Here is a 13,488-nt window from a genome sequence, read left to right as displayed (position 1 = left end):
TGCGCTACGAAGTCCGCAGGGACGCTTCCCCGTCCGGGGTGCCGATCCAGATGCTGGTGATCCCGCTGACGTAGCGCGCCCCGCAGCGGTCCGAGGGCACCACCAGCTGACTTCCCGCGCTGTCGAGGTCCTGGCCGTCCATGCGGGTGGCCAACAGGATGGGCGTGTCGCAGAAGTCGGCGTCGATCTCCGCCCAGGACAGCACCGTGTGATGGCTGTCGCCGCCGCTGACCGCCAGCAGGAAGCGTGAGCGGTCCTTGCGGCGCCGGGGGTCGAAGGCCGGTCCAGCGCAGGCGACGACCTCACGGAGCAACGGGCCTTCGAAGGTGTGGTGCTGCGGTCCGTTGGTGGCGCAGTCGAAGACCACCTCGGCCCGGTGCTGCTGCCAGCCGTCCCGCAGCTGCGGGACGGTGAACGTGGCGGGCTTGGCCACCTCCCCGCACACGACGAAGGAGCCGTCGTGCGCACGGGGGACGCCGGGAGAGATGTGGGGCGGTGTGCTGCGGTGGCTCATCGGGTCCCCAATCGGACAGTCCCTGCTGCGACTGCCGCGAGGGTACCCGGAGGCGGCCTCCCGGAATCTCGACTGCGACCCGATTCCAACCTCTCCCGCCGCAATTGTGAGCTTGATACGAAGATTGGGGCCGCACCTTCCAGGTCATCCTCCGAGTGGCGGCCCGCTCTCCGCCACCCTGCGGCACTTCCTGCCGAAGCGGGGGAGCTGGGTGATGGTGCACGTCGCCGCGATCTCGACTGGCGGCCTCGAACGACTGACGACTTGTGCGCGACGTGGAAAAGCACCAGCTCCGGCACCCGGTTCTGGATGATCAGCCAAGAGGCATATGCGCCAGATTGCTTGGCATTTATGATGTCCAAGCCCGCATTTGCCTCGTGAATGCGAGGTGCTGGGTTTCGCGCCCGGCTGCGCGCAAGGGAGCGAGAGCATGCACATCGAAGACCTTCTCCAGCTTGAGCCGCTCGGCCTCAGCCTCTTGTGGGGAGAGGGCCCACTCCTCACGCGCGAAATCAGCGGGGTCACCGCCACCGACCTGGAGGATCCGGCCAGGTTTCTGCAGCAGGGCGAGATCGTGCTCAGCGGACTGGTCTGGTGGAGCCCGAAGGACGACCCCGCCAAGACCGACCGCTTCGTCTCGGCCCTGCGCGGGGCGGGGGCCGCCGCGCTCCTGGCGGGCGAGGAGACGCACGGCACCGTCCCGCGCACCCTCGTGGACTCCTGCCGTGAGCACGGCATCGTGCTGCTCGCCGTGCCCGCGCGCACCAGCTTCCGGGCGATCACCGACGCGGTGTATCTGCGCCAGTGGGGGGACTTGAGCCGGCGCCCCACGCCGCACTACGCGCTGCCGGAGAACGTACGCAACGAACTCGGCGGTCTGCTGGCCGAGGGGGCCGGACCCGACGTGCTGCTTGACCGGGCGTTCGCCCACCTGGGAATGCCGGCCTGCTACCTGCTCAGCGCGTCCGGCCGCACCGTCGCCCGGACCCCGACGGCGCCGCGACTGCCCGCTCAGCGCGCCGCGAAGGACCTCAAGCGGCACACGGGCGTCACGGTGCGCATCGACGCGGGCGGTTCCCCCTTCGACTGCTGGTACCTCCACCTGCCCGGCGCCGAGGCCCCGCCGCGCGCCCTGGCCGAGATGGCCGATGTCCTGGTCCGGTACCGGGACGGCCTGGCCCGCGCCGAGGCCACGGCCGCGAGCAGGGCGTTCGCCCTCGTGTCCCTCATCGATGCGGGGAGCACCGACGAAGCGTCACTGCACACCGCAGTGCGGGCCTGCGGTCTGGCCGGCGCCGGCCCGTACGAGGTGATCACGGCCCGGCAGGGTGGAGACGAGGACACCGGCGCCGCGGCAGCCGCGCTGACCGAGGCGCTGCGCCACGACCCCTCCCGGGCGTTCGCCGTCGCCGAACTCGTGGGCGGCGAGGCCGTGGCCGTCGTGCAGAGCGACGAAACAGCGTCAACGGCGCAGGAGTTGCGCGAGATCTGGCCGCTGGTCCACGCCTGCCGGCCTGCCGTGCCGCTGCACGGCGGGATCGGCGCCGCGGCACCCACGGCACAGGGCCTGTCCGGCAGCCTGGCGCAAGCCCGCTACGCCCGTGCCGTCGCCGCCGCGACCGCGCCGCGCTCCGCCCTCATGACCTCGGTGGACGACCTCACGACGCTGGACACCCTCCTCGCGGGGATACCCGCCGACGTACGCGCCGTCTACAGCTCCCGCGTCCTGGGACCCCTCGGCCGCAGCGACAACGCCTCCCACCGGATGCTCCTGGAGACGCTCGAAGTCTTCCTCACGCACAACGGCTCCTGGGCCCGCACGGCCGAAGCCCTGCACCTGCACGTCAACACCGTGCACTACCGCATCGAGCGCATCGAACGCCTCACCGGCCGGGACCTCACCCGCCTCGACCACAAGCTCGACCTGCGCGCGGCCCTTTACTGCCGCTGACCCGGCACCGGCGTCAACTCCGTTGGGAGGGCCGGTCGATGCTGCACGACGGCGCCTTCGCACTACAGGACCTGCCCGGCGGATCTTGTCTGGGACGCGGGGCCCTGGCACGCCCATCCGCGCCGAAAGGCCGAGATGCCTCGCGGGCGACCAGATCCGCCGGACAGGCCCAAGGCGATGCCCGTCGCGGTGAGCGGCGCGGGCGCCGACTCCCGTGTGCGCGGTGCTGCGGTCCGTCCCGTGGCGGCTCTGCCGGACGGGACGGACCGCTCCGGGTCAGGACCGCGGCGCCCGGCCGCGACGGATCGCGATCACCGCGGCGGCCAGTCCCAACACGCCGACGACAAGACCCGCGATGCCCAGACCGCGGGCCGCGGAGTCGGTGGACGACGCCGTGGCGGCCTGGGGCGCGGCGGGCGAGACGCTCGGGGAGGCGGAATCCGCCGGCCCGCTCGCCGCCTTGGTGAGGTGCAGGACCGGTGCCGGGTTCGCCGGCTCGGGCTGTCCCTCCTTGGCCTCGTCGATCCAGCGGACGACCTTGCCGTCGGAGTACGTCTGCACGGTCTTGAACGTCAACTGGTCGACATCGGCGGGAAGTTGACCGAAGGCCACGTCGAAGTCCTGGTACTGGCCGGGCTGGATCTTCCCGCCGGTCCAGGTGATCTCCGAGACCGCCTCGGTGATGGTCCCGTCGTCGGTCTTGACCGGGGTCTTGAGCTTGGCGGTCGTCACCTGCGCGGTCCAGCCGGCCTGCGGAGTGACGAGCACGCCCAGGACCGGGTGGTCGGTGGGCACGACGACCTGGATCTTCGTGGTGCCGGCGTTGTCCTCCTCGTTGGGGACGCGGAAGGTGAGGGTGCCGTCCGTGGCGCCCTTCGCGTAACTGCCGGGGTGGACGGTCACATGGGCGAAGGCCGCGCCCGCGGCGACCAGTACCCCGGCCGACGCGAGGGCCGTGACGAGTCCGGTCCGGCGCAGGGCACGCCGAAGGGAGGTGTTGCGGATGGGGAACATGAGCGGAACTCCGTACGGGAGAGGTGGTGTGGGGTCAGCGCGGGTACGACAGCGCCGACGGCGGCCCCCGGCGGGACACGGCATGCCGGAGCAGCACCTGCCGCAGGGGCTGAGGTGCCGCCAACTCCCGTTGTACGGGCCCGAGTTGCGCGGGCCCGGGAAGCGTGGTCACCCCGGCCCGCCACCACGCCGCGAGGCCGGGCACGAACGCCACCGCCCTGCGCAGCAGGGACCAGACGGCGGCCTCCCCGCGCCGCAGCCACCAGGACGCCACCAGCGCGGCCGCACCGTGCGCCGCGACAGCGTGCGGCGTCACCGCGTGCGCGTGCGTCATCCGCATCCCGTGCATGACCACGGCGGTGCGGGGCCGGGCCGCCTCGTACGCGACGTGCAGACCCGCCTGGGTGGCGAGCATCGTGGTGCCGATCCCCGCCAGCGACCGCTCCCGGCCGCCCAGCAGGAACCCGAGGACGAAGATCCCGAGGAATCCCGCGCCCTGCACCCGCAACGGCGGCAGCTCCCCCATCGCGAGTCCGTGCCCCCCGGAGGCCAGCAGCACGCACACGGCGGCGAACACCGCCGCGCGCAGGCTCCGCACCGCCCAGGACGCACTCATGGTGGCGGCATCCTCCCACGCGGGGCCCCGGCCCGAACCGGTCGGGCCGAGCCCGCGGCCCACATCCCGTAACCGGCGGTCTCCGCGATCACGGACCGGCGCACTCCGGACGGCCGCGGGCGGCGATGTCGTGCCGTTGGATACTGATCACCATGCGTATCGACTTCGATCCCGCCGCCATGTCCCGCACCGAGTTCTACCGGCTGCTCACCGCGACCGTGGTGCCGCGGCCCATCGCCTGGGTGTCGACGGTGGCCCCCGACGGGACCCCCAATCTCGCGCCGCACTCCTTCTTCACCATCTCCTCGGTCGCGCCGCCCGTCGTGCAGTTCACCTCCGTGGGCCGCAAGGACTCGCTGCGCAACGTCGAGGCCACCGGGCAGTTCGTGGTCAGCTTCGCGCCGGAGCCGCTGTTCGGCCAGATCAACGACACGGCGACCGACTTCCCGCCCGGCGTCAGCGAGTTCGAGGCGGTGGGCGTGGCCGCCGAGCCGAGCCTGCGGGTCAAGCCGCCGCGGGTGGCCCAGTCTCCGGTGGCGCTGGAGTGCGAGCTGCACAGCACCCTCGGCATCGGCGACTCGACCGTCGTCTTCGGGCGCGTGGTGCACGCGGCGGTGGCGGAGGAGGCCATGGTCGACGGCCACCCCGACATCACGAGGCTGCTGCCGCTGTCCCGCCTCGGCAGGGACGAGTGGGGCACGCTCGGCGACGTCCGCGAGCTCGGCCGCGTGCCGTACGCGCGATGGGGGCGCGGGGACGCCTGAGCACCCGCCGACCTGAACTCACCGCAGCAGTAAGCCAGTTGAGCCCACCAACCGGCTCACCGTACGCACCCCACCCGAGGACCGAATCCCCATGCCCCACAGCGCTGTCCAGTCCGTCCCGTACACGACGGAGAACACACCCCGGCTCCTTGACGTCCACCGCCCCTCGGACGCGCCCGGCCCGACCCCGGTGGTGCTGCTCTGGCACGGCAGCGGACCCGACGAGCGGTACGTCCTCGCGCCGCTCGCGCGCGAGGTCGCCTCGCACGGCGTGACCGTGTTCGTCCCCGACTGGCGCCCCGACGCCCCCGACGGCGGCCGCGCGCACCTCACCGCGTCGCTGCGTTACGTACGGGAGAACGCGGGCGGGTTTGGCGGCGATCCGGGGCGGCTCGTCGTGGCGGGGTGGTCGGCCGGTGCGGGCGCGGCGATCGGGACGGCGCTGCGGCCGGACCTGGTGGGCGGCCCGCCGCCCCGGGCGGTCGTCGGCATCGCCGGGCTCTATGGTCGCCCGGCCCGCAGCACGGCCACCGTCCCACTGGAGGACCTGGCCGCGGCACCCGCGACCGGGGTGCCCGTCGTGCTGCTGCACGGCACCGCCGACACGGCGGTGGACTGCCAGAACTCCCGTGACTTCCTGGCCGCTCTCGCCGAGCGGCACTGGCCGTCGAGCCTGCACGAGGCGGCGAGCGACCACGCGGGCGTCATCATGGCCGAGTGGGACCCGGCGGTCGGCCACTGCGTACCCGCCACCGGCGCCGGCGCCCTGCGGGCCGGCCGGGAGACGGCCCGCCTCATCGCGGGCGCCGCCCTCGGCTGACGAGGCGTGGTCCCGCAGCGGGTGCGGGGCCCGGGTTCGCCTGGCTGGCGGCGGTCGGTGCGGCCATGCTGGAGGCGTGATCACCGTGCTGCTGGTAGCCGCCGACGAGGAAGCCGCGGTGCTGCGCGCGCGGATCCACCGCGACCCGCACTTCCGCGTCATCTCCCACACCCCGAGCCCGCGGCTCGCGCTCGCGCAGGCTCATGTCCTGCTGCCCGACGTCACCGTGCTCGACCCGAGCATGAACGGGGACAGCGATCCCGTCACCCTGTTCACGGGGCTGCGCGCCCTCGATCCCCCCAGTGGCGTCATCCTGCGGACGACCCCGGCGACCGCCCCGCTCCCCGAACTGCGGACGGTCCTGGAGGAAGGGGCCGTCCACGAGGCGGCCCGGAGCGACGACGACGCCCTCATGCTCGCTCTGCGGACGATCGGCCGACGCAGAGCGAGCTGCGATCCGGACCGCTGACCCTCCCATGTCGGCGGATGTGGCTCGTCGGCGGCTCCCGCCTCCGCCACCACGCAAGGGCTACCGGAAGTAGCCGAACGAGCACAGCGCGGACACCTCCGGAATGCCTCGTGCGGCGGCAGGCGCGAGGTGAGTTTCAGCGTGCGGCGCTGGACCCGGCGCGCGATACTTGAAGTGGCTATGTGCCGGTTTGCCGAATTCCTGAGAGCGAGGGTTTTCGTGACACCGTCACCGAGAGACGCAGAGACCAGGGGCACCGCCCACGCCGCGCGCGCTTCGAGCGCGGATGCTTTCGGCGCGCCCTGCTGGGTGAGCCTGATGGCCCGGGACCTCGGTTCGGCCCTGGACTTCTACGGCGCGGTGATGGGCTGGACGTTCCGGCCCGGATCCCTGGGCGAGGAGTTCCGTATCGCGCTCGCGGACGGGGTTCCCGTCGCCGGGATCGGGGCGCTCGCTCCGGCCCTGCAGGTGGCGATCGCGTGGACGCCGTACTTCGCCGTCGCGGACGCGGACGACACCGCCGCCCGCATCCGAGAACGCGGCGCCACGGTGGCGGTCGGCCCCGTCGCGCTGCACACCGGGCGCGGCGCGCTCGCCGCCGACCGCGACGGCGCCGTCTTCGGCATCTGGCAGGGCCCGCTCATCACCAACTGGGAGTCCTGGCGGGACACGTCCCCCGCCTGGACCCGGCTGCACACCCGCGACGCCTTCGAAGCAGCGATCTTCTACGGCGAGGTCCTCGACTGGGCCTGCGAACGCAAGGGCTGCTGCGACGTCCAGTACGAGAACGAAGAGGTGGTCCTGCGCCATGCCGGGCACGTCGTCGCGCGGCTGACCTCCGGCGCCGTCGAGGCCGCCCCCGACCCGTCCCTGCGACCGCACTGGCACACCCACTTCGCCGTCCAGGACCCGCTCGGCCAGGCCGAGAAGTCCCGCGCGTACGGCGCGACGATCCTGGCTTCCGGCGCATCGACCACCGGTTCCTGGGCCCGTCTGAGCGACCCCGACGGCGCGACCTTCACCCTGAGCGACAGCGCGACCTGACCCCAACGGGCCGCCGCCTAACGGCGCTTGAGCCGCAGACGGCGCAGGACCAGGGCGAGCACTCCGGCCAGCGCCACCGCCACACCGCCAGAGATCACCCAGCGCCCGTAGTGCGTGACGGGCCTGCCGCCCACCGACAGCTGTGCGGTGCTGGTCTGCTTTCCCTGGTGGCTGACGACGGTGAGCGGGTACGTCCCTGCGGGGAGGTCGCCGCGCAGCGTGGTGTGCCCCGCGTACACGGTGGCGCCGTCGTCGCACTTGCAGCCGGGGTCGTCGGAGTTGTCGGTGCTGATGCTCAACGGCTCCCGGAACGCGGTGGACCGGACGGTGAGGGTGTCCTCCTCGCGGGCCGGGTTGTGGTCGGCGAGCAGGACGACCACCTCGCTGCCGGGCCGCACGGTCACCCGGGGCGTGGAGTCCGCGCTGCCCAGATTGCCGCTCTTGGGGCCGGCCACGAACCGGGTGATGAGCGCGGGGGCCGGCGCCGTCACGGTGAGCCGGGTGGTCGCGACGGTGTGCCCGGCGCGGGTGGCGGTCACCGGATAGCTGCCCGGCGCGATGCCCGCGCGGACGTCCTCGCCCTCCGATTCGGGGAACCGGCGCGAGTCGGAGGCGCCCTTCCGCTTGGGGGTGAGGCGGACCGGCGCCGCCAGCGCGGGCGAGCTGACGGTCACGGCGTCCCAGCCCGCGGGCATGCCCGTGATGCCGACCCCGACCCAGCCGCCCACTTCGACCTGCGCCCAGTCGAGCACCAGACGCGGCCCGGCGGGACTCGCCTCCGGCGCGGGGGCGCCGCCGCTCGCCACGGCCCCGCCGACTCCGCTCCCGAGGAGGGGAAGCAACGCGAGACCGGCGACGGTCACGGCGCGGGCCGCTCTGCGGATCACGGCTCTCCTTCTCCCGGGAACGGGTGGGGGCCCAGATGTTCTCTGGGGGTTGCTTGTCGCTCGTCCAGGAAGAGGGCGGCCGAGCGCGCCGCGTTGCCCCGCACGCGGGTGAATTCGGGTCAGGTTGCGGGCACCCGGTCGCGGCCGGATCGCGTCGCGCCCACCACCAGCCAGCGGGACGGCAGCTCGATGCGCCGGCCCTCGGCGGTGAACTCCGTGGTGGTGAGCGGCAGTTCGCCCTCGGCGAGGACGGTGAGACCGGCGGTCGTGAGCAGGCCGGCCAGCGCGTCGTCGGTGACCTCGCCCGGTGCGATGCCGTGGGCGAAAACCGGACGGAGCTTGGGCGGCAGTCCCGCCGGGCTCGCGGCGAGTCCCGTCAGGACCGGCTTCGCGGCTTCGGCGAGCTCCACCACGAACGCCCGGCCGGCCGTGCCGACCAGCGTCGCTATGGCGTCGGCCACGGGCTGGCGGTCGGCGGGTTCACACTGGTGCAGGACGCCCCGTACATACACGTTGGCGTCGCCGAGCCGGGTGTGCAGCTCGGCGACGGCCTCGGCGTCGGCGGCGTCGAGCCGACCGAACTCGGCAAGACCCCGTGGGTCTTGGTGGCGGGCGTGCTCGACGGCGGCGAGCGAGAGGTCGACCCCGGTCACCTGTGGGTAGCGCTCCGCGAGGTACCGGGTCTGGGTGCCGTTGCCGCAGCCGAGGTCCACCATGGGCAGGTCGGGCAGGTCGATGCGGGGGGCGAAATGGGCCAGGTGGCGGGCGGCCGTGAGGGCCGGTTCCGCATCCCAGAACACCGCGCCCGGCTCGTTGGGCGCCTCACGCCAGAAGCCCTCCCAGGCATCCCGGTATCTACTCGTCACGCTCACGACCGACTCCCCAGACAGCAGGCACAGTGTCAAGATCGGTCTACCGCGCCGGGGAGCACGCGGACAAGCGCCCGGCGCATACCTTCACCTGCCGTTCGAAGACGGCTGGTTGAGGGGGTACCGGAAGGGGCAGCCCAGGTCAGCGGGGCCTGCGCGGTGTGCGGGGAAGCGCCACGTCGAACCAGACGGTCTTGCCGTCGCCGGTGCGGCTGGTGCCCCACTCCCTGGCCAGCGCGCTGACCACCCGGAGCCCGCGGCCCGCCTCGTCGCGCGGGCCGGCGCTCAACAGCGCCGGCAGGGTGTGATCGTCGTCCACCACTTCGCAAAGCAGCGCCTCGGCGCGTACCAGACGGAGCTCGACCCGGCGGCCGTGCGCATGCCGGATGCCATTGGTGACGACCTCGCTGACCAGCAGCTCGACCGTCTCGGCGAGCTCCGGCAGGCCCCACAGCGCGAGTTGCCCGCGGACCAGGCGGCGGGCCCGGCCCACCTCCCGCGGGTCGATGTCGAGCCGCCACTCGGCGACGTCGTCGCGGGCGATGCCGTTGAGCCGGGCCATGAGCAGTGCCACGTCGTCCTTGCGGCCGCCGCGGGTGTTGAGGGCGCGGATGATCGCGTCGCAGGCCTCGTCCATGGAGGCCGCGGGGTGGGCCGCGTACTCGCAGAGCGTGGCGAGGCCCACGCCTATGTCCTCGCCGCGGACTTCGACCAGACCGTCCGTGCACATGACCAAGCGGTCACCGGGCTCGACCTTGATGCGGGCCGTCTCGAAGGGCACCCCGCCGACGCCGATCGGGGCGCCGGTGGGCAGTTCGAGAAGTTCGCTGCGGCCGTCCGCGGACCGTACGATCACCGGCGGCACATGGCCCGCGTTGGCCATGAGCAGCTCGCCCCTGATGGGGTCGTACACGGTGTACAGGCAGGTCGCGAGGTAGTGCTCGCCCAGGCGCTGTGCCAGGTCGTCCAGGTTGCGCAGGAGTTGGCCGGGCGGCAGGTCGAGGGCGGCCATGGTCTGCACGGCCGTACGCAACTGGCCCATCATCGCTGCCGAGTTGAGGCCGTGACCCATGACGTCGCCGACCACCAGGGCGGTCCGTGAGCCGGGCAGTTTGATCGAGTCGAACCAGTCGCCGCCGACCCGGCCGAGCAGCGTGCCGGGCAGATAGCGGGTGGCGGTGTCGCAGCCCGCCATGCGCGGGGTGACCTGCGGCAGCATCGAGTCCTGCAGCGTCTCCGCGACGCTCTCCTGGTAGGTGTACATGCGGGCGTTGTCGAGTACGAGCCCGGCGCGCGCGGCGAGTTCGGCGCCGGTCACCCGGTCCATGTCGTTGAACTCGGCCCGTTCGGCGTGCCGCAGCAGGATCATGAAGCCGAGGACCACGTTCCGTGCCTTGAGGGGGACCACCAGCATCGAACGGCCGTTGATCAGCGGCCGGATGTCGCGCTTCTCGAACTGCGAGGCGATGGCGGTGCCCAGCTGCTCGCTGATCCGGGGCACAAGGACGGGCTGGCCCGAGGTCATGCACTGGAAGAACGGGGTGTGGGCGGGGAACGGCATGGACTCGCCGACCGGCACCACGTCGTCCCAGCGGCCCGGTTCGTCCACGTGCTCGACGGCGACGCGGTGCCACAGGGTCCGCTCGTCCGGCGGCCCGTCGGGGAACCCCTCACCCGCGATGACCTGTTCGCGCAGGTAGGTGCCGGCGACATCGGTGAAGCGCGGCACGACGGCCGCGCTGACTTCCTGGATCGTGCGGGACAGATCGAGCGAGGAACCGATGCGTCCGCTGACCTCGTTGAGGAATTCGAGGCGCTCGCGCACCGCCGCGTATTCGAGGTCCTCGGCGAATTCGGGCGAGGGCGGGACCGCCCGCGACACCGGCTGCAGGGGGTGCAGGCGCCGGGCGGAGCGCGGTTCGGCGCGCCGCGGCACGCCCCAGTCGGGCGTCACGGGTACCCGGTCGTGCTGGCTGAACTCCAGGACGGGGTAGCCCAGTTCGAGGACCTGGGCGACGATGCGGGAGCTCTCGCCGACGCTCATGCTGGGGAGGATCTCGGGCAGCCGCCGGGCCAGTTCGTCGGCTCCGGGGAAGTCGGTGTGCAGGGCGAATCCGGGGGCTATCCGCTCGACGGGGCCGCCGTCGGCGCCGGTCTCGTGGTGGAGCTGGGCGGCGTCCGCGGCGAGCACCAGGAGGCGCTCGGGGCCGGCGCCGATCAGCGGGTACGCCCACCACAGCACGTCGGCGCGGTCGCGGCCGGGCTCGGACAGGGCGGCCCGGCCCGCGCTGGGGTAGGCGGTGCGGCCGTTCAGCGGGGCGTCGAGCCCGGGGCCGAACTCCTCGAACGCCTCGTACTCGTCGTATCCCTGCTCCAGCGCCCCGGAGACCGGGAGCAGATCGGCGGCGGGCCTGCCGACGGCCTCCTCACTTGGCGGGTCCGAACAGCCTGCGCGCGCCGGACGACCAGTGCGACACCAGGCCGTCGCCGTCCACGACGATCACGGCAAGCGGAATCCGGCCGGCCACGGCGAACTGCCGCAGCGGTGTCGGCGGAGTGCCACTGTCCATGGGTGGAAGGCTCCTTCCCCGCCGCCGGAATCCGCGGCAGTACGACCACCGTACGGCCATCGGGCGTCCGCGCGCGGGGCAACCGGGCAAGAGGCGCACGCCCGCGCGGACCGACCGCCGGGACTGAAGAAGAGTCAGTCCTCGTGGCCCAGTTGGAGGTCTCTTTCGGTGCGTCCGCCGCCCGCGACCTGGAGGACGGTGGCCACCGGCGGATAGCCCGCCGCGATCACCGTGTACTCGCCGGAGGACAGGTCGACGAAGCGGAAGATGCCGTCGGGTCCCGTGGTGAGGGTGTCCACGACATTGCCCGCCGCGTCGAGCAGCGTCACCCGCGCGTCCTCCACCGGACGCCCGCCGCCGGCCCGCACGGTGCCGCGCAGCACGGCCCCGCCGGCCAGCTCGATGTCCTGCCGGGTCTCGCGCGACGCCTGCACGCTCACCGGCAGCGCGGCGGGCCGAAAGGCGGGTGCGCTGGCGGCCAGGGTGTACTCCCCCGCCACCAACTCGCCGATCACATAGCCTCCTTCGCGGCCGCTGCGGGTGGAGGCGACGACTTCGCCGCGTACGTCGGTGAGGGTGACGGCGGCGTCCCGCACGGGGCTGCCGTCGGCGGTGACGACGCTGCCAGCAAGGCGCCCCGCGCCGCCGAGCACCACGTCCAGGTCGACCGCCCGTTCACCGACGGTCACGGCGACGGCCTGCGGCTGGTGCCCTCCGGCCGCCGCGATCAGGACGTAACTGCCGGAACCGGGCACGCTCAGCGCGTACCGTCCGTCCGCGCCGCTGGCGCCGCGCCCGACCTGCTGGCCGCGTACGTCGACGAGGGTGAGGGCGGCGTGCGGCACGGTGGTCCCGTCGTGGTGCTGGACCGTACCGCAGACCGGAACGCCGCTCTGGTAGCCGGAGTTGGCGGTGCGGGCGTGCGGCAGGGGTGCGGTCTCGGCGGCGGGGGCGTTCTGGGACACCAGCGGTTGCTCCTTGAGGAAGAACTGCCGCATCGCTGTCACCTGCGGAAACACGTGGAACGACTCCCTGCGTGGCTACCTTGGTGGCTACTTACACATCCGGCCCCCGTTCCCGGCTTTGCCTAGCCCACCACCCAGCCCCGCGCCGGGGACTCCACCGTATCCCCGGAGGAAGGCACGTCGGGCCGTTACGGGCGCACTCATCCCCGCACGACAGGCGTCCAGCATGTGGACATCTAGCATGACGTGCGTCACATGCCCAAGAAATTGACTGCATCAGCAGACGTTCTCGGGCGAGGGATTTCCCAAATGCCCATACCGGAGCTGCGACACGTCGAAGTTTGCCGCTCGTGGGCTACAGCCATATCCGGGGGTGCAGCTGTGCAGGATCCGGCGAATTATGTTCCATCCGAGCCGAGTTGGGCGTCAACGGATCCACCCTTGAGCGTGTTCGATAGCCCGCGCTTGGCCCCAGCTCTCACCCTGCGCCCAGACTTGGAGAACAGAAGTCGCCTCTATCGGAACGGCAAGCGGGTGGGAATCCCGAACTGCGCGAAGTCATAGAGCACTCGGCCGAACGGGAATAGACGCCCATGTCGTGTAGCCGCCGTCGTCGCCACGGTACTGGCCAAGGTCATCAACGAGGCGATGCACGAGGTAGAGGCCGGGCTCCTCGTCGGGAGTGGGCAGCGGTCCACGCATCTGCCCCACCGTCACGGTGGCGTGGGCGCCGTCGAACGCGATGCGGCCGAGGACGTCGGTGCTGCATCGACGCCGAGCGGTGATGTCGACGAGTTCGGTGACTACTGCCAGCACCTCACGGGTGGCTGTCTCAGTGGTGGGCTCCCCGTCGAGGAGCATGGGCAGCATCCGGCGAGTGAATGCGGTGGCGCGTGCCACGACGTCGGCCGGCGCGACGCTGGGGCCTATGGCGAACGTGATGTCGCTGTTCATGGCCAGGTGCTGCCACGGAGTCAACGACGTTGCCTGCAGGCCTCGTTCGGT

General features: G+C 72.5%; 13 protein-coding genes and 1 pseudogene. 5 read left to right on the top strand and 9 right to left on the bottom strand.

What is annotated here, in order from left to right:
* Nucleotides 1-4: 4 nt before the first annotated feature.
* Complete coding sequence (locus ACIBK6_RS24190) at nucleotides 5-514, bottom strand: molybdopterin-dependent oxidoreductase (protein ID WP_399053415.1); 510 nt, start codon at nucleotides 512-514, stop codon at nucleotides 5-7.
* A gap of 430 nt (nucleotides 515-944) precedes the next feature.
* On the opposite strand from ACIBK6_RS24190, the gene ACIBK6_RS24185 reads away from it, so the two are divergent.
* On the top strand, nucleotides 945-2,465 hold the full coding sequence (locus ACIBK6_RS24185) for a helix-turn-helix domain-containing protein (protein ID WP_399053414.1): 1,521 nt from the start codon (nucleotides 945-947) through the stop codon (nucleotides 2,463-2,465).
* 276 nt (nucleotides 2,466-2,741) lie between these two features.
* Here the strand turns inward: ACIBK6_RS24185 and ACIBK6_RS24180 are convergent, their stop codons facing one another.
* On the bottom strand, nucleotides 2,742-3,479 hold the full coding sequence (locus ACIBK6_RS24180; protein WP_399053413.1) for a DUF1775 domain-containing protein: 738 nt from the start codon (nucleotides 3,477-3,479) through the stop codon (nucleotides 2,742-2,744).
* Nucleotides 3,480-3,513: 34 nt separating this feature from the next.
* Complete coding sequence (locus ACIBK6_RS24175; RefSeq protein ID WP_399053412.1) at nucleotides 3,514-4,095, bottom strand: hypothetical protein; 582 nt, start codon at nucleotides 4,093-4,095, stop codon at nucleotides 3,514-3,516.
* Between the two features lie 152 nt (nucleotides 4,096-4,247).
* Here ACIBK6_RS24175 and ACIBK6_RS24170 point away from each other — a divergent pair, with 152 nt between their 5' ends.
* From ACIBK6_RS24170 to ACIBK6_RS24155, 4 genes are all read left to right on the top strand, one after another.
* Nucleotides 4,248-4,859: a flavin reductase family protein gene (locus ACIBK6_RS24170; RefSeq protein ID WP_399053411.1), complete on the top strand. Its 612-nt coding sequence runs from the start codon at nucleotides 4,248-4,250 to the stop codon at nucleotides 4,857-4,859.
* Between the two features lie 91 nt (nucleotides 4,860-4,950).
* Nucleotides 4,951-5,679: an alpha/beta hydrolase gene (locus ACIBK6_RS24165; protein WP_399053410.1), complete on the top strand. Its 729-nt coding sequence runs from the start codon at nucleotides 4,951-4,953 to the stop codon at nucleotides 5,677-5,679.
* Nucleotides 5,680-5,755: 76 nt separating this feature from the next.
* Nucleotides 5,756-6,148 (top strand): hypothetical protein, encoded by a 393-nt coding sequence (locus ACIBK6_RS24160; RefSeq protein WP_399053409.1) that lies wholly within the window; start codon nucleotides 5,756-5,758, stop codon nucleotides 6,146-6,148.
* Nucleotides 6,149-6,466: 318 nt separating this feature from the next.
* Nucleotides 6,467-7,192 carry a VOC family protein gene (locus ACIBK6_RS24155; RefSeq protein ID WP_399053408.1) on the top strand — a complete coding sequence of 242 codons (726 nt, stop codon included), beginning with the start codon at nucleotides 6,467-6,469 and terminating at the stop codon, nucleotides 7,190-7,192.
* 17 nt (nucleotides 7,193-7,209) lie between these two features.
* On the opposite strand, the gene ACIBK6_RS24150 is transcribed toward ACIBK6_RS24155, so the two are convergent.
* The 6 genes and pseudogenes from ACIBK6_RS24150 to ACIBK6_RS24125 all read right to left on the bottom strand — a co-directional run bounded on the left by ACIBK6_RS24150 (nucleotide 7,210) and on the right by ACIBK6_RS24125 (nucleotide 13,437).
* A complete protein-coding gene (locus ACIBK6_RS24150; RefSeq protein ID WP_399053407.1) occupies nucleotides 7,210-8,079 on the bottom strand; it encodes a hypothetical protein in 870 nt (289 codons plus the stop codon).
* Nucleotides 8,080-8,198: 119 nt separating this feature from the next.
* The gene (locus tag ACIBK6_RS24145; protein ID WP_399053406.1) at nucleotides 8,199-8,951 is read right to left on the bottom strand and encodes a class I SAM-dependent methyltransferase; all 753 of its coding nucleotides are present in this window, start codon (nucleotides 8,949-8,951) and stop codon (nucleotides 8,199-8,201) included.
* Nucleotides 8,952-9,090: 139 nt separating this feature from the next.
* Nucleotides 9,091-11,190, bottom strand: a complete 2,100-nt coding sequence (locus ACIBK6_RS24140) for a SpoIIE family protein phosphatase (RefSeq protein WP_399053405.1) — start codon at nucleotides 11,188-11,190, stop codon at nucleotides 9,091-9,093.
* Between the two features lie 184 nt (nucleotides 11,191-11,374).
* A complete protein-coding gene (locus ACIBK6_RS24135) occupies nucleotides 11,375-11,518 on the bottom strand; it encodes a hypothetical protein (protein ID WP_399053404.1) in 144 nt (47 codons plus the stop codon).
* A 134-nt stretch (nucleotides 11,519-11,652) separates the two neighbouring features.
* Nucleotides 11,653-12,507 (bottom strand): annotated as a pseudogene (locus ACIBK6_RS24130) (collagen binding domain-containing protein); the annotation flags it as partial.
* A 534-nt stretch (nucleotides 12,508-13,041) separates the two neighbouring features.
* Nucleotides 13,042-13,437: a hypothetical protein gene (locus tag ACIBK6_RS24125; protein ID WP_399053403.1), complete on the bottom strand. Its 396-nt coding sequence runs from the start codon at nucleotides 13,435-13,437 to the stop codon at nucleotides 13,042-13,044.
* Between the last annotated feature and the right edge of the window lie 51 nt (nucleotides 13,438-13,488).

Source organism: Streptomyces sp. NPDC050485, from assembly GCF_044458185.1.
Classification (GTDB): Bacteria; Actinomycetota; Actinomycetes; order Streptomycetales; family Streptomycetaceae; genus Streptomyces.
The sequence above is the reverse complement of the archived record's forward strand: the minus strand, read 5'-3'. Positions and strand labels throughout refer to the sequence as shown.

Excerpts from the sequence above, each read along its gene's own strand:
- ACIBK6_RS24170 (WP_399053411.1), top strand. The coding sequence starts at position 4,248 with ATGCGTATCGACTTCGATCCCGCCGCCATGTCCCGCACCGAGTTCTAC.
- ACIBK6_RS24155 (WP_399053408.1), top strand. The coding sequence starts at position 6,467 with ATGGCCCGGGACCTCGGTTCGGCCCTGGACTTCTACGGCGCGGTGATG.
- ACIBK6_RS24190 (WP_399053415.1), bottom strand. The coding sequence starts at position 514 with ATGAGCCACCGCAGCACACCGCCCCACATCTCTCCCGGCGTCCCCCGT.
- ACIBK6_RS24165 (WP_399053410.1), top strand. The coding sequence starts at position 4,951 with ATGCCCCACAGCGCTGTCCAGTCCGTCCCGTACACGACGGAGAACACA.
- ACIBK6_RS24175 (WP_399053412.1), bottom strand. The coding sequence starts at position 4,095 with ATGAGTGCGTCCTGGGCGGTGCGGAGCCTGCGCGCGGCGGTGTTCGCC.
- ACIBK6_RS24125 (WP_399053403.1), bottom strand. The coding sequence starts at position 13,437 with ATGAACAGCGACATCACGTTCGCCATAGGCCCCAGCGTCGCGCCGGCC.
- ACIBK6_RS24185 (WP_399053414.1), top strand. The coding sequence starts at position 945 with ATGCACATCGAAGACCTTCTCCAGCTTGAGCCGCTCGGCCTCAGCCTC.
- ACIBK6_RS24180 (WP_399053413.1), bottom strand. The coding sequence starts at position 3,479 with ATGTTCCCCATCCGCAACACCTCCCTTCGGCGTGCCCTGCGCCGGACC.
- ACIBK6_RS24135 (WP_399053404.1), bottom strand. The coding sequence starts at position 11,518 with ATGGACAGTGGCACTCCGCCGACACCGCTGCGGCAGTTCGCCGTGGCC.